Raw genomic sequence first — 19,850 nt, forward strand, 5'->3', positions numbered from 1 at the left:
TCTTGCATAAAACAACGCGCCACCGTGAAATCACGGTGACGCGTCTTTTAAATCCCCATCCCGCTACGGACGGACCATCGTCTCAAGTTTGATAAGTAATAACTGAATGTCATCAATCGTTTTAAGCCCAAGTTAGTCCCAAGACAAGGCGCCGCCGCTCTGATATTCGGTAACACGAGTCTCGAAGAAATTCTTTTCCTTCTTGAGATCGATCATTTCCGCCATCCAGGGGAATGGATTGGTCGCACCCGGATACAGTACGTCAATACCGATTTGTTGGCAACGGCGATTGGCGATGAAACGCAAGTATTCCTTGAACATCCCGGCATTGAGTCCGAGCACGCCGCGCGGCATGGTGTCTTCCGCGTAGGCATATTCCAGTTCGACCGCCTTCAGGAACAGGCCGCGGATCTCGTTGCGGAACTCGGGCGTCCACAGGTGCGGATTCTCCATTTTGATCTGGTTGATCACGTCCACGCCGAAGTTCAGGTGCATGGATTCGTCGCGCAGGATGTACTGGTATTGCTCGGCAGCGCCGGTCATCTTGTTCTGACGGCCCAGCGCCAGGATCTGCACGAACCCGACATAGAAGAACAGACCTTCCATGATGCAGGCAAATACGATCAGGCTGCGCAGCAGCTTCTGGTCTGCCTCCGGCGTGCCGGTCTTGAATGCGGGATCGGTCAGCGTCTCGATGAACGGGATCAGGAACTCATCCTTGGCGCGGATGCTGGCCACTTCATGATAAGCGTTGAACACCTCACCTTCGTCCAGCCCCAGGCTTTCGACGATGTACTGGTAGGCGTGGGTATGGATCGCTTCCTCGAATGCTTGGCGCAACAGGAACTGGCGGCACTCCGGATTGCTGATATGGCGATAAGTACCGAGCACGATGTTGTTCGCAGCCAGACTGTCCGCCGTCGTGAAGAAGCCGAGGTTGCGCTTGACCAGGCGGCGCTCATCCTCGCTGAGGCGGTCGCTCTTCCACAAGGCGATGTCCGCGGTCATATTCACTTCCTGCGGCATCCAGTGGTTGGCGCAGGCCGCCAGATATTTCTCCCACGCCCACTTGTACTTGAACGGAACCAGCTGGTTCACGTCGGCACGGGAGTTGATGATGGCCTTGTCCTCGACGCGCACGCGCGCGGTGGGAGCCTGCTCGGCTTGGGCGACGTCCCAATCGGCGGATGCGCCGCCCGCGGTTGCACGGCCCACGCCAAGCGGCATCGCAGCCGGCTTGATGTTGTCTTCGAATGTCAGCATATTGCCCTCTCTTTATCGCTCGTTGAGCATTACTGTTCTTCAATTCTTTGCGGCTTGGGGCGGCTTCGCCCGATCCCGCCACAAGGCTTGCCTACTGGCAAGCCTCGCATTCAGGCTTGTGGCTACGGCCGCCCTTTCGGGCTTAACTTGCTGAACAAGTTAGCCTTCGCCGCAACCCGGGGTGCGAACCTGCCTACTGGCAGGCTTCGCACTCAGGATTGTCAATCGAACAGAACTTCGGTTCTTCCGCTACACCGCCGGTGGTCGGCACTGCATTCAACGCGCCGGCGCGGCCCGTCGATTTTTCGGCGGAAGTCGCACCCAGCGTACGCAGGTAATAGGTCGTCTTCAGACCGCGCACCCACGCCAGCTTGTATGTCTCGTCGAGCTTGCGGCCAGATACGCCGGCCATGTAGATGTTCAGCGATTGCGCCTGGTCGATCCACTTCTGGCGGCGCGACGCTGCCTCGATCAGCCAGCTCGGCTCGACCTCGAACGCGGTGGCGTACAGGTTGCGGAACTCCACCGGCACACGGTCGATCTTCGCCAAGCTGCCGTCGAAATATTTCAGGTCAGCGATCATCACCTCGTCCCACAGGCCCAGTTGCTTCAAGTCGGCAACCAGATGCTCGTTGATGACGGTGAATTCGCCGGACAGGTTCGACTTCACGAAGATGTTCTGGTAGGTCGGTTCGATGCAGGCCGACACGCCGATGATGTTGGAAATGGTCGCCGTCGGCGCGATCGCCACACAGTTGGAATTGCGCATGCCGTACTGCTTAATGCGGGCACGCAGAGCATCCCAGTCCATAGTCGACGACATATCCACTTCGACGTAGCCACCGCGCTCTTCGCGCAGCATGGCTAGCGAATCCTGCGGCAGGATGCCGCGATCCCACAGGCTGCCGCGATAGCTGGCATAACGCCCGCGCTCCTCGGCCAGCGCTGTAGAAGCCCAGTAAGCGTAGTAACACACCGCCTCCATCGAACGGTCGGCGAATTCGACCGCCGCTTCCGACGAGTAAGGAATGCGCAGTTCGTGCAGGCAATCCTGGAAGCCCATGATGCCCAGGCCGACCGGACGGTGCTTGAGGTTGGAATTGCGCGCCTTGCCCACGGCGTAGTAGTTGATGTCCACCACGTTGTCGAGCATGCGCATCGCCGTACTCACGGTGCGGCGCAGCTTGTCGTGATCGAGCTGACCGGCCTTTTCGTGCCCCTTGGGATACAGGTGCGCCGCCAGATTGACCGAACCGAGGTTACACACGGCGATCTCGTTGTCGCTGGTGTTCAGTGTGATCTCGGTACAAAGGTTGGAGCTGTGTACCACACCGACGTGCTGCTGCGGCGAGCGGATATTGCATGGGTCCTTGAAGGTGATCCATGGGTGGCCGGTTTCGAACAGCATGGTCAACATCTTGCGCCACAGGCTGGCTGCAGGAATCTTCTTGAACAGCTTGAGCTCGCCATTGGCTGCTTTCGCCTCGTAGCCGGTGTAAGCGCGCTCGAAATCGGCGCCGAACTTGTCGTGCAGGTCGGGCACATTGGATGGCGAGAACAGAGTCCAGTCGCCGCCTTCCATCACACGCTTCATGAACAGGTCGGGAATCCAGTTCGAAGTGTTCATATCGTGCGTGCGGCGGCGGTCGTCGCCGGTGTTCTTGCGCAGATCGAGGAATTCCTCGATATCCAAGTGCCAGGTTTCCAGATAGGCACACACTGCGCCCTTGCGCTTGCCGCCTTGGTTCACAGCCACGGCAGTGTCGTTCACCACCTTGAGGAAGGGCACCACGCCCTGCGATTGGCCGTTGGTTCCCTTGATGTGGGCGCCGAGTGCACGTACCGGCGTCCAGTCATTACCGAGGCCGCCAGCGAACTTCGCCAGCAGCGCGTTCTCCTTGATCGCCTCATAGATGCCGTCGAGGTCGTCGGCCACGGTAGTCAGGTAGCAGGAAGACAGCTGCGAACGCTGCGTGCCGGAATTGAACAGGGTCGGCGTGGAGCTCATGAAGTCGAAGCTCGACAGCAGACGATAGAACTCCACTGCACGCGCCTCACGATCGATCTCATTCAGCGAAAGGCCCATCGCCACGCGCATGAAGAAGGCCTGCGGCAGTTCGATGCGCTTGCCGTGCACATGCAGGAAGTAGCGGTCATACAGGGTTTGAAGACCGAGGTAACCGAACTGCAGGTCGCGCTGCGCATCCAGCTCTTGCCCCAAGCGCTGCAAGTCGAACTGTGCCAGGCGCGCATCCAGCAGGTCCGCCGCGATACCCTCCTTGATGAACTGCGGGAAATATTCGGCATAGCGCGTCGTCATTTCGTCCGGCGTCACTTCTTCGCCCAGCACTTCGGCGCACATATTATTGAGCAACAGGCGCGCGGTGACGAAGTTATAGGCCGGCTCCTTCTCGATCAATGAGCGCGCGGAAAGGATCAGGCACTTGCGTACCTCGTTCGCAGCCACGCCGTCATACAGATCCTTGAGCGTCAGCTTGATGACCGCATCCGCGTCGACCACCTCACCCAGCCCGGCGCAAGCCGACTGCACCAGCGCGGAAAGACGATCGAGATCCAGCGGACGCGCGATACCGTCCTCGCCGGTGACGTTGATGACATGCACCGGCTCCTGGCTCTTGACCTTGGCGCGCGAGCGCGAACGCTCCTCGCGATACAACACATAGGCACGCGCAACGTCGTGCTCGCCGGAACGCATCAGACCGAGCTCGACCTGATCCTGAATATCCTCGATGTGCATCGTGCCGCCGTGCGGCTGGCGGCGCAGCATCGCGGCAACGATGCCATTGGTCAACTGCTCAACTATCTCGCGCACACGCGCCGATGCAGCTCCCTGACCGCCGTTCACAGCGATGAATGCCTTGGTCAATGCGATCGAAATCTTGGAAGGCTCGAACGAAACCACCGAACCGTTGCGGCGGATCACCTTATATTGTTCGAACGAACTGGAAGAAGAGGAAGCCTGATCTGGAACGACGCTGGAAAGCACTGGAGAAGTAGAAACGCTATCTGTAGCAGCATGCAACATGTACTCACTCCCTTTGGTATCTGTTAACTTCAAAAAACCGCAAAACCACTATATCTAGTATTTTTTATCAGCGGCGGAGCTAATTGTAGTAGTTAACCAAAATATTGCAAGCTAAAAAAAGGCCTATATATTTCGGCCAATTTACATGCGCGCATTTATGCTTCGCACAGCCCCGAAAGGTAGCGCAGCCAGTCGAAATGCGGCCCTGGATCGGTCTTTCGTTGCGGCGCGATGTCGCTGTGCCCGGCAATGCCGCGCAGCGGATAGGTCGCACGCAAGGCCAGCGTCAGCCGGTGGAGCGCCTCATACTGCAGATCGGTGAATGGCAGGGTATCGCAGCCCTCCAGCTCGACGCCGATGGAGAAGTCGTTGCAACGTTCACGCCCCTGCCAGGAGGAGATACCGGCATGCCATGCACGTTTTGAACAAGGAACGAACTGGATGAGCCGTCCGTCGCGGCGAATGAAGAAATGCGCCGACACCTTCAGTCCGGCGATGGCCCGGTAATACGGATGCGCCTCCGCATCCAGCGTATTGGTGAACAGTCGCTGCACGCCATCGCCGCCAAACTTGTCCGGCGGCAGGCTGATGTTGTGGATCACCAGCAGATCGATGGCACCGGCGGGACGCTCGTCAAAGTTGGGCGACGGGATACAGTCGCCTCCCACCAGCAGGCCCTGCGCGTCAATCCGCATCATTCGGCGCCTTGATACCTAATCGCTCCATGCGGTAGCGCATGGTCCGGAATGTCAGCCCCAGCAGCTTCGCCGCCGCCGTGCGGTTGAAGCCGGTCTGCTGCAACGCTTCCAGCAAGGCCTGCTTCTCGACCCGGTCCAGGTAATCCGGCAGTGGGCATTTTTCCCCAAGCACCGCGTGGCCGCCCTGCTGATGTTCGCCCGGCGAAAGTTGCAAATCCTGCGTCGTGATCACATCGCCCGAACACAGCGCCAGGGCGCGCTCGATGACATTCTCCAGCTCACGCACGTTACCGGGGAAGTCATACCCTTGCAGTGCTTGCAACGCTTCTTCGGAAAACTCCGCTGCAGATTCGCCACGCAAACGATTGAGGGTCTGCTGCGCGATGGCGGCGATGTCCTCGCGCAATTCGCGCAGCGGCGGCATCTGGATCTGGATCACGTTCAGGCGATAATACAGATCCTGGCGGAACTTGCCTTGGCGCACCAGTTCGGCGAGATCGCGATGGGTCGCGCTGATGATGCGCACATCCACAGCCTCTTCGGTCGTCGCGCCCACCTTGCGCACGTGTTTTTCCTGTATCGCACGCAGCAGCTTGACCTGCATGGTCAGCGGCAGGTCAGCCACCTCATCAAGGAACAGGGTGCCGCCATGCGCCGCCTGGAAGAAGCCGTCCCGGTCCTTGTCTGCACCGGTGAATGCACCCTTCCTGTAACCGAAGAATTCGCTTTCCATCAGGCTCTCCGGGATCGCGCCACAGTTTACCGCGATCATCGGCTGGTCGCGCCGCGCCCCGCTTTGCACGATCAGCCGAGCCGCCAGCTCCTTGCCGCTGCCCGACTCGCCACTGATGTGCACCGGCGCCTGGCTGCGCGCCACGCGCCCGATCAGGTCGCGCACCTTCTGCATCGCCGGGGACGCACCCAGCAAGCCCTTGCCATGCGCCGAAGCCGCCTGCGGCAGATTCAGCGCCGATTTCACCAGGGCGCGCAACTGGTCCAGCGAAACCGGCTTAGCCAGGTAATCGAACGCCCCCGCCTTGAGCGCATTAACAGCGTTTTCCATGTTGCCATGGGCTGTGATCACTGCCACAGGCACATCCAGGTTGTGCTGGGCGATATGCTGTACCACCTGCAGGCCATCCCCGTCCGGCATGCGCATATCGGTCAGACACAAGTCGTAGCGGCGAGATGCCAGCTTCGCCAGCGCCTCGCGCACGTTGGCGGCCCGTTCCACTTCAAGCCCCATCTTGCTCAGCGCCAGATCCAGCAGCTCGAGAATATCGGGCTCATCATCCACCAGCAGCACACAGGCTCTCTTATCCGCCATGTCCGGCCCCCTCAGCATCTCTATGCAATTCTCCAAACGTTATGCGGAAGCAGGCCCCGTCCCGCCCCTCCTGCGCATGATATTCCAGCCGCGCGCCGTTCGCCTCGCACAACTCCTTGGCGATATACAGCCCCAGCCCCGTACCATCCGCAACAGTGGTAAAAAACGGCTCGAACAACTTGCCCTGATGCTCTGCGGAAATGCCGGGGCCGTCATCCTGCACATCCAGAACCAGCCGCCCGTCCGCCTCATGCACCGACAACACAAGGCTACCGGGCAACTTGCGGCCATGGCGCAGCGCGTTGCGGCACAGATTCCACAACACCTGCCGCAGATGCCCCCGGTCGAAGCGCACCTTCGTGCCCGCCCCCCCCTCAAGCACCAACACACCGGGCTCGAGACGCTCCGCCAGACTTAGTTCCTCGGCAAAGGTCCGCAACATCGCATCGAGTTCGAACACCTCCGGCTGGGCCCGGTCGCGCCGATTCAGTTGCATCACATCCTGCACGATCTGGTTGATGCGCTGCGTATTGTCCAGCACGATCTGCAGCAAGCGCTGCTGTTTCGCATCGCCCTGCTCTTCGCCCAGTAGCTCAGTCGCGTAGCTAATCGCCGACAGAGGGTTGCGCACCTCGTGGGCGATGTTCGCGGTCAGCCGCCCCAGTGCGGCCAGCTTGATCTGCTGTGCTTCAGCCTGCGCCCGCTGCATATCCTCCAGGAAGATCACTACACCGCGTGCAGCATCGCGTTCCACCGAAATGAAGCGCAGCCTGACCTGCCCTCCAGTCCCCAGCTGCAATGTATCCCGGCTTGGCGCCCCGGTCTGCTTCCACAGGGCATACTGCCCGAACAGGACTGGAAAGGTTTCCGACAAGGCAGCCCCGGGACTGCTGCTTTTGCGCAGCAAACGCTCGGCGGCCGGATTCATCTGCATGATCAAGCCCTGTTCGTCCACTACCAGCACGCCATCCTGCATGTCGCGCATCACCATACGGTTTGCTTCCGCCAGGCTGGCCAGATCGAGGCTGCGGCGTTGCGCCAGATCCTGGCTGGCCACGGCATACTTGGCCAGCGTGTGCGCCAGCCAGGCCACCGCGAAATAGGAGATGCACAGCAATCCGACCTGGACATACTGTGCCACGGCGGCATCGTCGTAGAGCACCGCAAAAGAGTGTTGCAGCAGCGCGGCGATACTCGCCAGCGATGCAAAGAACAGCGTGATCTTGCCGCGGCTGATGATCCCCGCCGCGGCAAGCGAAACCAGCAGCAACAGACCGATACTGCTCTCTATCCCGCCGCTGGCATAGGACAACACCGACAGGCCGACGATATCACCGCCCACCATCCAGGCCAGTTGCAGGGTAATACGCGGCAAGCGCAGCCAGAGAAGGAAGGAGGAAAGCACCGCCACCGCCGCGTAGACCGTGCTCCCGACGTAGAACAGAAGCCAGTTGTGCTCCCCGGCGCCGAACACTCCCGCGAGAAAGACGAACAAGCCGGCCAGTGCCAGCCGGTAGAGATTGAAGTAATACAGGGAACGCCAGAAATCGACGGGGTGGGAGTCCGCAACGTGCCTGTCAGTCATCGTTTTCGACACGACTTCGCGCCGCATTCACTTGCGGCAGGCATCGCGATGCTCCGCACTGCAAAAGAAAAGGCCCTCAGCCTGAACGCTCTCGCCCTTGGGAAGATGCACGCCGCAATGCGCACAGCGCACCATATCCTCGGCCACCGGCCCCTCTTGCCGCGAAACATTCTTGCGTAAGGATCGGATCAGCAAATAAACCACAGCCACGATCGCAACCAGGAACAACAGACGACTCATACGATATCGACTCCAGAGTTTAAGGCAAAAATCACCGCGGCCATTCTACGGCGCGGCGATTGCCAGAGGCAACCGGAATCCGGAAGGCGGGGCACGCTGAAATTCATGCGCCCGCCAACAGCAAAAAACGTGTGCAACCGAAAAGCTGCAATAGGGATAACATGACAAGATGAACTCCCGGCCCCGTTTTCTCTGCGACGAAATGCTGGGCCGGCTATGCCGCTACCTGCGTGCCGCCGGCTACGACGCCCTGCTGGCGAACGGCGGCCATCTCGACCGGGAATGGCTGCAGCAATGCCACGAGGAGGGTCGCTATTTCCTGACTCAGGACACGTTGGTGAGCGAACATAAGGCAGCGCGTGACATCGCACTGATCCTGCCGCAGGGCGACATCGACCAGCTCGCGGTTTGGCTCGGCGCTCACTTCCATCTCGACTGGCTTAACCACGCCTTCACTCGCTGCCTGGTTGACAATACGCCGCTACTGCCCGCCGATGCGGCCACACTGAAGCGCGTGCCGGCGGATGCGCTCAGGCCGGGCGAGCCGCTGTCACACTGCCCGATGTGTGGGAGAGTCTACTGGCGTGGATCTCACTACAAGCGCATGCACGCGCGACTCGCCCGTTGGCAGGCCTCACGCAATGGGGATAATTCGCCCTGACTTCGGGATGAGTATTTGCTTCCGGTTGAGTCCGCTCAACCGAGCAATGCTTCGAGACGATCCAGACTTTGCGTCCATCCCTCGGCCATTCCCATTTTCAGCATCGCATCGCGAACCACATTCGAGTCGAAGCGAGTCCGGATGGTGAGCGCGGTCTTGCCGCCCTGCTCCTCGAAAGTCACCGTATTGAGTGATTCCTGGGCCGGCTCGCCATCTACTTGCCGGAGATTCTTTTTCAACAACTCCTGCCACTCAGCCGGATGCTCGGCCCAGTTATCGGTCATGACGAGTCGTTCCGGCTCCACGATCTCGCGATAAATCCCGTTGAGGGGATACTCGACTCCATCTTTGGATCGCATCACGACACGGTAACTGCCGCCCGGCCGCGCGTCCATTTCGCAGATGCAGCTGAATCCATGCGGCCCCCACCACTGCGCCAGTTGTGCCGCATCGGTCCAAGCCTTGAACACGCGAGCCCGCGGCGCGGCGATGAGGCGCGAGAAGATCACCTCTTTTTCCGCAACTTCGGTATGCGTCGCAGTGGCTGCCAGTTCGTTGTCAAGACGCTCCAGCATCTCTGCCCATCCCTGCTGCATCCCGGTGCGCTCGGGAATCTCTTCAGGAACGTCGTGAAGTACTGCGACCCGAGTCTTGCCTTCCTGCCCAGAAAACACCACTGTCACCTGCGTTTCCGATGGGTAGCCGTAGCTCATGCCATAACGAGCCGGGTCGACCATATTGCCCTCCTCGTTCGAAAAGGAGTCGGTATAGACGAGACGCTGCGGGGCCGCAATTTCGCGATAGACGCCCCGCCCCCAGAAGTCGTTTCCCTCGGGTGATCGCATACAGTAATGGAAGATACCGCCGGGGTGCAGATCCACTTTGCATGAAGGTGTGCTCCACCCCTTCGGCGCCCACCAGCGCATCAGGAGGGCTGGCTCGGTCCACCAGCCGAATACCCGTTCTGGCGGCGCATCGAAGGTATGTATGATGATGACCTCGCGCCTTGACTGCGACGGCATTGAAGCGGAGGGTTGCGCGGTGTCGATTGCGCCATTGCGGTTTTGCATATCCATGATCTCCTCCTTTGCCTGAAATCCTGAATGGTGTCATCCAGGGATTCTCCTCGCGGCCTTTGCAGGCCGGAGGAGGCAAGCAGGCTATGTTTTCCGCACCGTTTATCCGTGCCGCGGAACGGCTCCCAGATTGGCTCCGGCGGCGCCACTGCCTTTCCCAGGCACGCACGCTTGCCCTCCAGCACCGCCTGCCGGATGAGAGCCCTTCCCTTCTCTGCGGCTTATCGTGCTATTGAGCACTCGTCGCTCCACCGGATGAATGCATCGATGTCGTTGTGCATCAGCAGCGGTACGCCCTCCTCGATCTTCTCGATCGGCCAGTCCCACCATGCGATGACCTGCAACTTGCGAACCACGTCCACCGGGAATCTCGAGCGGATGACCCGTGCCGGGTTGCCGCCCGCGATGGCATAGGGCGGCACGTCCCTGGTCACCAGGCTGTGTGACGCGATCACCGCTCCGTCGCCGATAGTCACCCCGGACAGGATGGTGGCGCCCATACCTATCCAGACGTCGTTGCCGATGCTCACATCCCCCTTGGAGTGCGGATACCCCGTGATTCCGTCCACCTCCCGAAAGAACTTGTTGAACGGATAGGTGGTGACCCAGTCGGTGCGGTGTTCGCCACCGAGCAGTATCGAAACGTCCTTCGCAATCGAGCAGTGCTTGCCGATCGACAGCCTGGTGCTGTCGTCCCACTGGTAGATCTTCGGCGCGCCATAGGTATAGGCGCCGATACAGTGACGGCGGTATTGGCTGGAGTCCGCCATGAAACGCGGCTTTCTGATTGCATCGGCGATGCGCGCGAACAATTTTTCGGCAAATTTCAGATTCACTTCGCACTCCCTGTAAAAGTAAAAGACGGCACCAGCCAGAATCCGAAATGCCGCCGCACATGGAACAGGCACATCGCCGCGTGTCCCACGGACGCCAGGCTGATCGCAACGGCCGCGCCCATCGCGCGATGACCCGGAACGAGCAAGAGGCAGGCGGCAAAGCAAAGCAACAGTGACATGAAACTGATGCGTCTGGCGAGGTGCTCGTACCCGCCCATCAGCAGGAGCTCACCGCCTATCCCGAAAATGCCGAACAGCATCTGGCCGGTAAACACCACCATGAGCACCTCGCCCCCCTGGCGGAATTCCTCGCCGAACGGGGCCAGCATCGAAGCAGGGAAAAGCAGCACCGCGCCCCACAGAGGAATGACGCAAAGTGCCGCCAGCATGATGGATTGTTTGGAAACACGCTTCAGATCGGCAAGCCTGCCGGCTGCGATCAGTTCGGAGAGTTTCGGCAAGAAGATGCTGACCATGGAGTGCAGCAGAAAAGCACCCAGGAGCGCGACACGGACAGCTGCGTTGAAGATTGCCACCTCTTGCGCATCCGCCCAGATTCCGATGAAAAGCATCGGCATCTGCGTCAGCAGCAAGGCAGACAAGGTGACTGCCAGCATCGGCACGCATGATGCCAGCAGACGCTCACGCTCGAACGCCGGCTGTGCGACCGGAACGCTTTCCATCACGACGCTCCAACTCCACCACCCTACGCCGAGAGCCATCATCCAGCCCGCCACATATGAGAGGGCGGCGCCGTGAGTCTTGCCGAATTGCATGTCCAGCGGGACCAGCAGCGCGATCACCAGCACGAAAGGCAGAGCATTCTGCAGTAGCTGGTAAATGAGGATGCGTTGCGTGCCGCGCAACGCCGCGGCGTATAACTTGGTCAGCGCAAGCGGCACGATCGCGGCGGACAGAGTCAGCAACAGGGACTGCAGTTCCGGCTTTCCGAACACTTGATTGGCGGCCGGAGCGGCCAGGAAGGCGATCAATAGCGCCATCATGATGGAAGCAGAAACACCCATTCGCAGTGCATGCCGCCAGACGCCCGCAACTCCGCCCCAGTCCTGCTGTGTGTAGGCTGCCGACACGAAACGCACCAAGCTGTGTTCAAGCCCGAAGCGCCCGACCGCCTCGGCGACCAGCACCACCGACAGGGCGAGGAAGAACAACCCTGCAGCCTCCGCCCCCAGCAAACGTGCCAGCATCACATTGAACAGAAAAGCCAGCAGCACGCCCAGCAACCGGGCGCCAAACGAACTCAGCGCCACTTCACGCATGCTGGGGGCGGTGCGCAGCGCGCCCAGCCGACGCGAGACGAGGGCGATCATCCCTGGACAGCGGACAGTTTTCCGCCGGTACAGCAATATTGAATTCGCACCAAGCCACGCTTCTCAGCATGGCCGTGACAATACTGCTGGTCGTTGATGATAGTCATGAAAAGTTAACCCGACAGTGTCAATTTTGAATCTGCGAGGTCCCGATTCGCTCGCCCCAGTCTGCGATGCAAGTGTCAGCCGTGGGCGCAGCAAATGCAGCGGGAGGAAGCCCGTATTCGGCTGGGGGATGAGCCTGATTTGAAAGGTAGGGAATCGCTGTAGAGAACAGCTAGATGAATGCCGGGGCGCCCGAAAACCGGGCAAAACAACAAGATGGGGAAATACGGTGAAAACCGACGACCTTAATGGTCGGAGCGAGAGGATTCGAACCTCCGACCCCTGCGTCCCGAACGCAGTGCTCTACCAGGCTGAGCCACGCTCCGAAATAACTACTAGAATTGCCGTTGGGCGGCGAAGAGCGCTAATTCTACCAGAGACTGTTTGTATTGAGAACCGGCAAGTGAAGAAATCGCAGCACAAGCCGCTTCCGCCTCGCGCATCGCCTGCTGGCGTGTGAACTCCAGCGCGCCCGTTTCGCGAATGATCTCCAGCACTTCGGTGAATCTTCCCACATCTCCCTGCTCGATGGCCTCGCGCACCACGGCTGCCTGTGCGGCCGTGCCGTGCTGCATCGCATAGATCAGCGGCAGGGTCGGCTTGCCTTCGGCGAGGTCGTCGCCGAGGTGCTTGCCGGTCTCCGCCTCGTCCGCGGAATAATCCAGCACATCATCCACCAGCTGGAACGCGGTGCCGAGGTGCATGCCGTATTTCGCCGCGGCCTCTTCGTCCGCCGCCGATGCCTTGGCCAGGATTGCGCCGAGGCGCATCGCCGCCTCGAACAGCTTGGCTGTCTTGCAATGGATCACGCGCATGTAGTTGGATACATCGACGCTCGCGTCGTGGCAGTTGAGCAGTTGCAGTACCTCGCCTTCGGCAATGACGTTGGTCGCTTCCGCCAGGACCTGCATGACGCGCATCTCGCCCACTTCGACCATCATCTGGAAGGCGCGCGAATAGAGGAAGTCGCCCACCAGCACGCTGGCGGCGTTGCCGAACAACTCGTTGGCGGTCTCGCGCCCGCGGCGCAGCTCCGACTCGTCCACCACATCGTCGTGCAGCAGGGTCGCGGTATGGATGAACTCCACTACCGCCGCCAGTTCGTGCTGATGCTTGCCGCGGTAGCCGAACGCCTCGGCGGACAACACCACCAGTGCCGGGCGCAGCCGCTTGCCGCCGCTGTTGATGATGTATTCACCGATCTGATTGACCAGCAGCACTTCGGAATGCAGCCGCGCGCGTATCACCTGGTCCACAGCAGCCATGTCCGCCGCGAGCAATTGCTTGAGGTTTTCCAAACTCTCCACCTTGAATTCTTGTAAGACGTTGCCTGATTTGCCTAAATGGCGCGTACGCGCTCTTCTCGTGGGGCGGCATTGTCGCATAAAATCGCCCCTCCTCGAATGGTGCCCTTATGAAACGATCCCTCTCTTCTATTCTGGTCTGGCTCGGCGTCGCGGTGCTGGGTGCCGCCGCCGTCGGCGGCATCGCGCTGAACCGCGGCGAATCCATCAACGCGCTGTGGTTCGTCACCGCCGCGCTGTGTGTCTATGCCATCGCCTACCGTTTCTATGCGGCGTGGATCGCCGCGACAGTTCTAAGTATCGACGAGACGCGCGCCACACCGGCCGAGCGGCTGAACAACGGCCGCGATTTCGTGCCGACCAACCGCTGGATCGTGTTCGGCCACCATTTCGCCGCCATCGCCGGCCCCGGCCCGCTGATCGGCCCGACGCTGGCCGCGCAATTCGGCTACCTGCCGGGCACGCTATGGATATTGTTCGGCGCAGTATTGGGCGGTTGCGTGCAGGACATGGTAACGCTGTTCTTCTCCACCCGGCGCAACGGGCGCAGCCTAGGCCAGATGGCGCGCGACGAACTGGGCAACATCGGCGGCGTGGCCGCGCTAACCGCAACCTTCCTCATCATGATCATCCTCATCGCCGTGCTCGGCCTGGTGGTGGTCAATGCGATGAAGAACAGTCCGTGGGCCACTTCCACCGTCGCCGCGACCATCCCCATTGCGATGCTGGTGGGACTCTATATGTACAAGCTGCGGCCGGGGCGCGTGCTCGAAGGCTCCGCGCTCGGCGTGATCCTGCTGTTGCTGGCGGTGGCGGGCGGCGGCTGGATCGACCAGCAGGCCGGACTGCGCGAACTGTTCAACCACCCCGGCCTGCCGCTGGCCTTCGCCGTCATCGGCTACGGTTTCGCAGCAGCCATCCTGCCGGTGTGGCTGCTGCTGGCTCCGCGCGACTATCTTTCCACCTTCATGAAACTCGGCACGGTGATCCTGCTCGCGCTCGCCATCGTGTGGCTGCGCCCCGAAATCAAGATGCCCGCGCTGACCCAGTTCATCGACGGCAGCGGCCCCATCTTCGGCGGCGCGCTATTCCCCTTCGTGTTCATCACCATCGCTTGCGGCGCGATCTCGGGCTTCCACTCGCTGATCTCTTCGGGGACGACGCCGAAGCTGCTGTCCAACGAGCGCGACATCCGCATGATCGGCTACGGCGGCATGGTGCTGGAATCGATGGTCGCGGTGATGGCGATCATTGCCGCCACCGTGCTCGACCCCGGCGTGTATTTCGCCATCAACTCCCCGGCCGGTATCGTCGGCAAGGAAGCGGCCGATGCGGTCGCGAAGATCTCGTCCTGGGGCTTCCCGGTCACCGTCGAGCAGATGAACCTGCTCGCGCAGCAGATGGGCGAGGCCACGCTGTTCGCGCGCACCGGCGGCGCGCCGTCGCTGGCGGTGGGCATGGCCAGCATCTTCGGCAGCGCCTTTGGCCAGAATCTGCTCGCGCTGTGGTACCACTTCGCCATCATGTTCGAGGCTATCTTCATCCTCACCACCCTGGACGCTGGCACGCGCGTCGGCCGCTTCATGCTGCAGGACCTACTCGGCAATGTGTGGAAACCGATGGGGCAGACCTCCTGGTATCCGTCGGTGATATTCACCAGCGCCATAGTGGTCGCGGCCTGGGGCTATTTCCTGTACATCGGCGTGATCGACCCGAACGGCGGGGTCAACATCCTGTGGCCGCTGTTCGGTATCTCCAACCAGATCCTCGCGGCCATCGCGCTGTGCGTGGGCACCGGCATCCTTGTGAAGTCCGGCAAGCTCAAATACGCCTGGATCACCGCGCTGCCGCTGCTGTGGCTGGTCATCATCACCAGCACCGCAACCTGGCAGAAGCTCACCAGCGACGACCCGCGCATCGGCTTCATCGCCGCGGCCAACAGTCTGTCCGACAAGCTCGCCGCAGGTGCGCTGCCACCGGAGAAGGCCGCCGTCGCGCCGCAGCTGATCTTCAACCAGCAGCTCGATGCGGTGCTTGCGCTGTTCTTCGTGGCACTGCTGTGGCTGATCGTCGCCGACATGCTACGCGTCTGCCTGCGCCACCTGCGCGGCAAGCCCGTGCCGCCGCTGAGTGAAGAACCCCATTACCCGACACAGCTGGAGGCGGCATGGGCAAGGGATTAAAACGGCTTTGGGCAGCCATCCGCCGTCTGAGCGGCGACGACGGCTACGAGCGCTACCTGGCGCACCACGCCGTAGCCCATCCAGGCCATCCCCCTTTGTCGCGCCGGGACTGGTTCGCCCATCAGGAGCAGCAGAAATGGGGCGGCATAAAGCGCTGCTGCTAGCGAAAGCCGACATCCCAAAATAATTTGCCTAACCCCGTGTATTTATGGATAATGCGCGCCCCTGATAGTGCGTACACCCGCCGCACCGAACCCCTAAAGGAAAGAAAATGAAAGCAGACACCCACCCGAATTACCAGGAAATCACCGTGACCTGCAGTTGCGGCAACAGCTTCAAGACCAAGTCCGTGATCGGCAAGCCGACCCTGAACATCGAAGTATGTTCCGAGTGCCATCCGTTCTACACCGGCACGCAGAAGATCGTCGACACCGCTGGCCGTATCGACAAGTTCCGCCAGAAGTACGGCAAGACCGCAGCGTAATAACCAGCCACTTGGTTGCCGTCTTTTGGCAGCCCGGTGGAATGGCGAGGAGTTCCAAAGGAACTTCTCGCAGCGGACTCATCAAAAGGCAGCGTTTGCTGCCTTTTTTATTTGCGGCGACAATCCTCTCCTTCAACAAGCTGAACAGGTGTGCCATGCGTTTTGTAATCACCGCTCTCGCACTCGCGCTGCTAGCCGGCTGCGCACAGAACCCCGTCACCGGGCAGAACGATTTCGTAATGATGTCGGAAAGCCAGGAGGTCGCCGAAGGCCGCCAGGCCGACGTGCAGATCAAGAAGCAATACAAGGTCTATGAATCGAAGGCGCTGCAGGATTACGTCAACCGCGTCGGCCAGAGGCTCGCCAAACAGAGCCATCGCCCCAACCTGCAATACCACTTCACCGTGCTGGACACCCCCGAGGTCAACGCCTTCGCATTGCCCGGCGGATACGTCTACGTCACACGCGGAATCCTGCCCTACCTCAACAGCGAGGCCGAACTGGCCGCCGTGGTGGGTCACGAGATCGGCCACGTCACGGCGCGCCACGGCGTGCGCCAGCAGAGCGCCGCGCAGGCCGCCAACATCGGCCTGACCATCGCCTCGATCTTCGTGCCGGAGATCGGCTCGATGGGCGGGCAGAACATCACCAACATCGTCGGCGGAGCCCTGCTGTCCGGCTACGGCCGCGAACATGAGCTGGAGGCTGACCGCCTGGGCGCCCAATATCTCGCGCGTGCCGATTACGACCCGCAGGCCATCATCAGCGTCCTCCGAGTGCTGAAGAACCAGGAACTGAAGGATATCGAGCTGGCCAAGCAGGAAGGCCGCGAGCCGCGACGCTACTCCGGCCTGTTCGCCACGCATCCGGACAACGACACGCGCCTGAAGCAAGTGGTCGGCGAAGCGGACAAACTGGCGCCCGCCGCCCCCTTTGAAGGCCGCGCCGAATTCCTCGCCGCCACCGACGGTCTGGCATTCGGCGACAGCAGCGACCAGGGTGTGGTACGCAACAACCACTTCTACCACGCCGACCTCGGCATCGCCGTCGCCTTCCCGGAAACCTGGCAGGTGCATAACCTGCCTGACACACTGGTCGCCGTCAGCCCCGGCGGCGAAGCGATGCTGCAGATGAAGATGGATCAGCAGCCGAGCGGCACACCGGCTGAATATGCGCGCCGCATGGTGGGCTACGGCGCGCAGACCCGCTCGCTCGACCTGAACGGCTTGCCCGCCGCGACCTTCGAACTGTCCAACACCATGGGCGGCGTGATCTACCAGGGTAAATATGCCTACATTCTGGCGGCACAAGCCAAGGCGCGCGGCGGACTGGACGCACACCGCAACGAGATCTTCGACACGGTGCGCAGCTTCCACACACTCACCGCCGAAGAGCGCAAGCTGGTCAAGCCGCTCAGCATCCGGGTCATCCACGTCCGCGCCGGCGAAACCTACGCAAAACTGGCGCAAGGCTCGCCGCTGGGCAAGTCGGCGGAATCCTACCTGCGCCTGATCAACGCGCAGTATCCGAATGGCGAGCCTCGCGCGGGCCAAGCAGTCAAGATCGTGGAATAGAGACATGATAAGAGACCAAAACCGTAGCGAGCGGTTCGAGAGCAAGGCGCACGGAGCACAGCGAACGAGACATACCGAATGGGTAGGCGAGGAGCGAGCACCGCGCAACGCCGCTATCGGATCGCGCAGCAGGTTTTAATGTACTTCATAAAACCCACCGACCCCAATCCCATCACCCCCGCCAAGGCGGTGTTGCTGGGCGCGCTGATCCTGATCTGGGTCTTTACCGGACTGGTCGGCCATGACCCGTGGAAACCGGATGAGGCCCAAGGCTTCGGGGTCGTGTATTCCATGCTGCAAAGCGGCGACTGGCTGGTACCCACGCTGGTCGGAGAGCCCTACATGGACAAGCCGCCGCTGTATTACTGGACCGCCGCGCTGTCCGCCAGCCTGTTCGAGCCGCTGTTGCCGCTGCACGATGGCGCGCGCCTCGCCAGCGCCCTCTACGTCGGACTCACCCTGCTGTTCATCGGCCTCGCCGGGCGCAAGCTGTACGGCGAAAACCGCGGCTGGGCCGCAGCCGTCATCCTGATCGGCTGTGTCGGCATGATGGTGCGCGCGCACCAGATGGTCACCGACCTGCCATTGCTCGCCGGTTGCGCGATGATGCTTTACGGCTTCTCGTTGAGCCAGGAACGCTCGCTGCGCGCCGGGTTGCTGATAGGCACCAGCGTGGGCATCGGCTTCATGTCCAAGGGCTTCATCGCCCCCGTGCTGTTCATGCTGATCGCGGCCATGCTGCCCGCGCTGTTCCAGCAATGGCGCGGGCGCCGCTATGTCTCCAGCCTCGCCATCGCCGCGCTGTTCGCCCTGCCCTGGCTCACCGTATGGCCGTTGCTGCTGTACCAGCACTCGCCGCGACTGTTCGCCGACTGGGCGTGGGCGCACAACATCGGCCGCTGGGTTGATTACGCGGAGCATGGCCCGACCGTGGACTCGTTCTACTACCTGAAGAACCTGCCGTGGCTCGCATGGCCGGCACTACCGCTGGCGGCCTGGGCGGTATGGCAATCGCGCCACCGCCTCGCGCAGCGCGACGATCTGCAACTGCCGCTGGTCGCCTTCGGCGTGATGTTCGTCACACTAAGCTTCGTGCCCAACATCAAGGAAGTGTTCGCCCTGCCGATGCTGCTGCCGCTCACCCTGCTCGCCACCGCATCGCTGTCGTCGCTGAAGCGCGGCGCGGCCAACGCGCTGGACTGGTTCGGCCTGATGACCTTCGCGCTGCTCGCCATCGCGCTGTGGTGGGGCTGGGCCGGCCTGCTGCTGGACAACCACGCCAAGATCACGCTCTGGCTGAAGGACTACCAGCCCGGCTTCGAGCCCTCCTTCGAAGCGCTGCCGTTCTGGATCGCAGTCGCCGCTACTGTGCTGTGGTTGGTGATGGTGTGGCGCGTCGGCCGCTCGATGCGCCGCGCCGTCACCAACTGGGCCGCAGGCATCACGCTGACCTGGGTACTCGCGATGACGCTGTGGCTGCCGTGGCTGGACAGCGGCAAGAGCTACCGCCACATGGTCGCCTCGCTGAAGCAGGCCATGCCGCAACACTACCACTGCGTCGGCTACGACTACGTCGGCGAAGGCCCGCGCGCGATGCTGCACTACTTCGGCGGCATCGTCACGCGCGAGGACCGCAAGGAACGCTGCGACCTGCGACTGATCCAGGGCAACCGGTTATCCAAGCCGCTGCTGGACGAGACCCGCTGGAAAAAGATCTGGGAAGGCAGCCGCAAGGGCGACAAGGGAGAGCATTACCGGTTGTACCGCCGCATTCCGTAGGGGCGGGTTTTAACCAGCGACTTGCCGCTTTGCGGCTTAGTCGATTGGCTATGCAACGCCAAACCCGCCCGGGTCAGTAGGTTGGGTTAGTGCGCAGCGCGTAACCCAACATCAAGAACAAAACCGTCGGGGGTTGCCCGACAGCAAGGTACTTTCTTTTGCTTCGCCAAAAGAAAGTACCCAAAGAAAAGGCGACCCCGGTTTGCCGCCTCCTTCGGAGGTTCCCTCCGTTGCTCGAACGGTCGGGCCTCCTCATAAACTCGCACGATCCGCTACGCGGCCACGTGCTCAAACATATTCGTCGGACTCCCCCGCCCGTCCTCCGCTACTCGGCGGCGCACAGGGGAATAAAGTCAAA

16 protein-coding genes and 1 tRNA gene are annotated in these 19,850 nt (G+C 61.3%); 6 read left to right on the forward strand and 11 right to left on the reverse strand.

Annotation, left to right across the window (positions count from 1 at the left end):
• Positions 1-132 precede the first annotated feature (132 nt).
• The 6 genes from FGKAn22_RS10715 to FGKAn22_RS10740 all read right to left on the reverse strand — a co-directional run bounded on the left by FGKAn22_RS10715 (position 133) and on the right by FGKAn22_RS10740 (position 8,159).
• Positions 133-1,263, reverse strand: a complete 1,131-nt coding sequence (locus tag FGKAn22_RS10715; RefSeq protein WP_212785630.1) for a ribonucleotide-diphosphate reductase subunit beta — start codon at positions 1,261-1,263, stop codon at positions 133-135.
• A 193-nt stretch (positions 1,264-1,456) separates the two neighbouring features.
• Positions 1,457-4,309, reverse strand: a complete 2,853-nt coding sequence (locus FGKAn22_RS10720) for a ribonucleoside-diphosphate reductase subunit alpha (RefSeq protein WP_212785631.1) — start codon at positions 4,307-4,309, stop codon at positions 1,457-1,459.
• Positions 4,310-4,464: 155 nt separating this feature from the next.
• Positions 4,465-5,004: a 1,6-anhydro-N-acetylmuramyl-L-alanine amidase AmpD gene (gene ampD, locus FGKAn22_RS10725; protein WP_212787215.1), complete on the reverse strand. Its 540-nt coding sequence runs from the start codon at positions 5,002-5,004 to the stop codon at positions 4,465-4,467.
• The gene (locus FGKAn22_RS10730) at positions 4,994-6,334 is read right to left on the reverse strand and encodes a sigma-54-dependent transcriptional regulator (RefSeq protein ID WP_212785632.1); all 1,341 of its coding nucleotides are present in this window, start codon (positions 6,332-6,334) and stop codon (positions 4,994-4,996) included. Before FGKAn22_RS10730 ends, ampD begins: the two co-directional genes overlap by 11 nt.
• Positions 6,324-7,919, reverse strand: a complete 1,596-nt coding sequence (locus FGKAn22_RS10735; RefSeq protein ID WP_212785633.1) for a sensor histidine kinase — start codon at positions 7,917-7,919, stop codon at positions 6,324-6,326. Before FGKAn22_RS10735 ends, FGKAn22_RS10730 begins: the two co-directional genes overlap by 11 nt.
• A gap of 27 nt (positions 7,920-7,946) precedes the next feature.
• Entirely contained in the window at positions 7,947-8,159 is a 213-nt protein-coding gene (locus tag FGKAn22_RS10740; protein ID WP_212785634.1) for a PP0621 family protein, read from the reverse strand.
• Positions 8,160-8,328: 169 nt separating this feature from the next.
• On the opposite strand from FGKAn22_RS10740, the gene FGKAn22_RS10745 reads away from it, so the two are divergent.
• Positions 8,329-8,820 carry a Mut7-C RNAse domain-containing protein gene (locus FGKAn22_RS10745; RefSeq protein WP_212785635.1) on the forward strand — a complete coding sequence of 164 codons (492 nt, stop codon included), beginning with the start codon at positions 8,329-8,331 and terminating at the stop codon, positions 8,818-8,820.
• 35 nt (positions 8,821-8,855) lie between these two features.
• Here the strand turns inward: FGKAn22_RS10745 and FGKAn22_RS10750 are convergent, their stop codons facing one another.
• The 5 genes from FGKAn22_RS10750 to ispB all read right to left on the reverse strand — a co-directional run bounded on the left by FGKAn22_RS10750 (position 8,856) and on the right by ispB (position 13,466).
• The gene (locus tag FGKAn22_RS10750; protein WP_212785636.1) at positions 8,856-9,896 is read right to left on the reverse strand and encodes an SRPBCC domain-containing protein; all 1,041 of its coding nucleotides are present in this window, start codon (positions 9,894-9,896) and stop codon (positions 8,856-8,858) included.
• 221 nt (positions 9,897-10,117) lie between these two features.
• Positions 10,118-10,732, reverse strand: a complete 615-nt coding sequence (locus tag FGKAn22_RS12605; protein WP_281411873.1) for a CatB-related O-acetyltransferase — start codon at positions 10,730-10,732, stop codon at positions 10,118-10,120.
• Positions 10,729-12,063, reverse strand: coding sequence for an oligosaccharide flippase family protein (locus FGKAn22_RS10760; protein ID WP_212785637.1), 1,335 nt, complete (start codon positions 12,061-12,063; stop codon positions 10,729-10,731). Before FGKAn22_RS10760 ends, FGKAn22_RS12605 begins: the two co-directional genes overlap by 4 nt.
• A 354-nt stretch (positions 12,064-12,417) precedes the next feature.
• Positions 12,418-12,494 (reverse strand) — tRNA-Pro (locus tag FGKAn22_RS10765).
• Positions 12,495-12,503: 9 nt separating this feature from the next.
• A complete protein-coding gene (ispB, locus tag FGKAn22_RS10770; protein ID WP_281411911.1) occupies positions 12,504-13,466 on the reverse strand; it encodes an octaprenyl diphosphate synthase in 963 nt (320 codons plus the stop codon).
• Between the two features lie 116 nt (positions 13,467-13,582).
• Here ispB and FGKAn22_RS10775 point away from each other — a divergent pair, with 116 nt between their 5' ends.
• The 5 genes from FGKAn22_RS10775 to FGKAn22_RS10795 all read left to right on the forward strand — a co-directional run bounded on the left by FGKAn22_RS10775 (position 13,583) and on the right by FGKAn22_RS10795 (position 19,492).
• Positions 13,583-15,655, forward strand: coding sequence for a carbon starvation CstA family protein (locus FGKAn22_RS10775; protein ID WP_212785639.1), 2,073 nt, complete (start codon positions 13,583-13,585; stop codon positions 15,653-15,655).
• On the forward strand, positions 15,640-15,819 hold the full coding sequence (locus FGKAn22_RS10780) for a YbdD/YjiX family protein (RefSeq protein ID WP_212785640.1): 180 nt from the start codon (positions 15,640-15,642) through the stop codon (positions 15,817-15,819). Before FGKAn22_RS10775 ends, FGKAn22_RS10780 begins: the two co-directional genes overlap by 16 nt.
• A 107-nt stretch (positions 15,820-15,926) precedes the next feature.
• Complete coding sequence (gene rpmE / locus FGKAn22_RS10785; RefSeq protein ID WP_212785641.1) at positions 15,927-16,139, forward strand: 50S ribosomal protein L31; 213 nt, start codon at positions 15,927-15,929, stop codon at positions 16,137-16,139.
• Positions 16,140-16,294: 155 nt separating this feature from the next.
• Complete coding sequence (locus FGKAn22_RS10790) at positions 16,295-17,713, forward strand: M48 family metalloprotease (protein ID WP_212785642.1); 1,419 nt, start codon at positions 16,295-16,297, stop codon at positions 17,711-17,713.
• 138 nt (positions 17,714-17,851) lie between these two features.
• Positions 17,852-19,492, forward strand: a complete 1,641-nt coding sequence (locus FGKAn22_RS10795; protein WP_212785643.1) for an ArnT family glycosyltransferase — start codon at positions 17,852-17,854, stop codon at positions 19,490-19,492.
• The last annotated feature ends 358 nt before the right edge of the window (positions 19,493-19,850 follow it).

The organism is Ferrigenium kumadai, from assembly GCF_018324385.1.
In the GTDB taxonomy this organism is placed as follows: Bacteria; Pseudomonadota; Gammaproteobacteria; order Burkholderiales; family Gallionellaceae; genus Gallionella; species Gallionella kumadai.

Coding starts and splice junctions, on each gene's coding strand:
- FGKAn22_RS10780 (WP_212785640.1), top strand. CDS start 15,640: ATGGGCAAGGGATTAAAACGGCTTTGGGCAGCCATCCGCCGTCTGAGC.
- FGKAn22_RS10715 (WP_212785630.1), bottom strand. CDS start 1,263: ATGCTGACATTCGAAGACAACATCAAGCCGGCTGCGATGCCGCTTGGC.
- FGKAn22_RS10735 (WP_212785633.1), bottom strand. CDS start 7,919: ATGACTGACAGGCACGTTGCGGACTCCCACCCCGTCGATTTCTGGCGT.
- FGKAn22_RS10775 (WP_212785639.1), top strand. CDS start 13,583: ATGAAACGATCCCTCTCTTCTATTCTGGTCTGGCTCGGCGTCGCGGTG.
- ampD (WP_212787215.1), bottom strand. CDS start 5,004: ATGCGGATTGACGCGCAGGGCCTGCTGGTGGGAGGCGACTGTATCCCG.
- rpmE (WP_212785641.1), top strand. CDS start 15,927: ATGAAAGCAGACACCCACCCGAATTACCAGGAAATCACCGTGACCTGC.
- FGKAn22_RS10760 (WP_212785637.1), bottom strand. CDS start 12,063: ATGATCGCCCTCGTCTCGCGTCGGCTGGGCGCGCTGCGCACCGCCCCC.
- FGKAn22_RS10790 (WP_212785642.1), top strand. CDS start 16,295: ATGCGTTTTGTAATCACCGCTCTCGCACTCGCGCTGCTAGCCGGCTGC.
- FGKAn22_RS10795 (WP_212785643.1), top strand. CDS start 17,852: ATGTACTTCATAAAACCCACCGACCCCAATCCCATCACCCCCGCCAAG.
- FGKAn22_RS10720 (WP_212785631.1), bottom strand. CDS start 4,309: ATGTTGCATGCTGCTACAGATAGCGTTTCTACTTCTCCAGTGCTTTCC.
- FGKAn22_RS10750 (WP_212785636.1), bottom strand. CDS start 9,896: ATGGATATGCAAAACCGCAATGGCGCAATCGACACCGCGCAACCCTCC.
- FGKAn22_RS10740 (WP_212785634.1), bottom strand. CDS start 8,159: ATGAGTCGTCTGTTGTTCCTGGTTGCGATCGTGGCTGTGGTTTATTTG.
- FGKAn22_RS10745 (WP_212785635.1), top strand. CDS start 8,329: ATGAACTCCCGGCCCCGTTTTCTCTGCGACGAAATGCTGGGCCGGCTA.
- FGKAn22_RS10730 (WP_212785632.1), bottom strand. CDS start 6,334: ATGGCGGATAAGAGAGCCTGTGTGCTGCTGGTGGATGATGAGCCCGAT.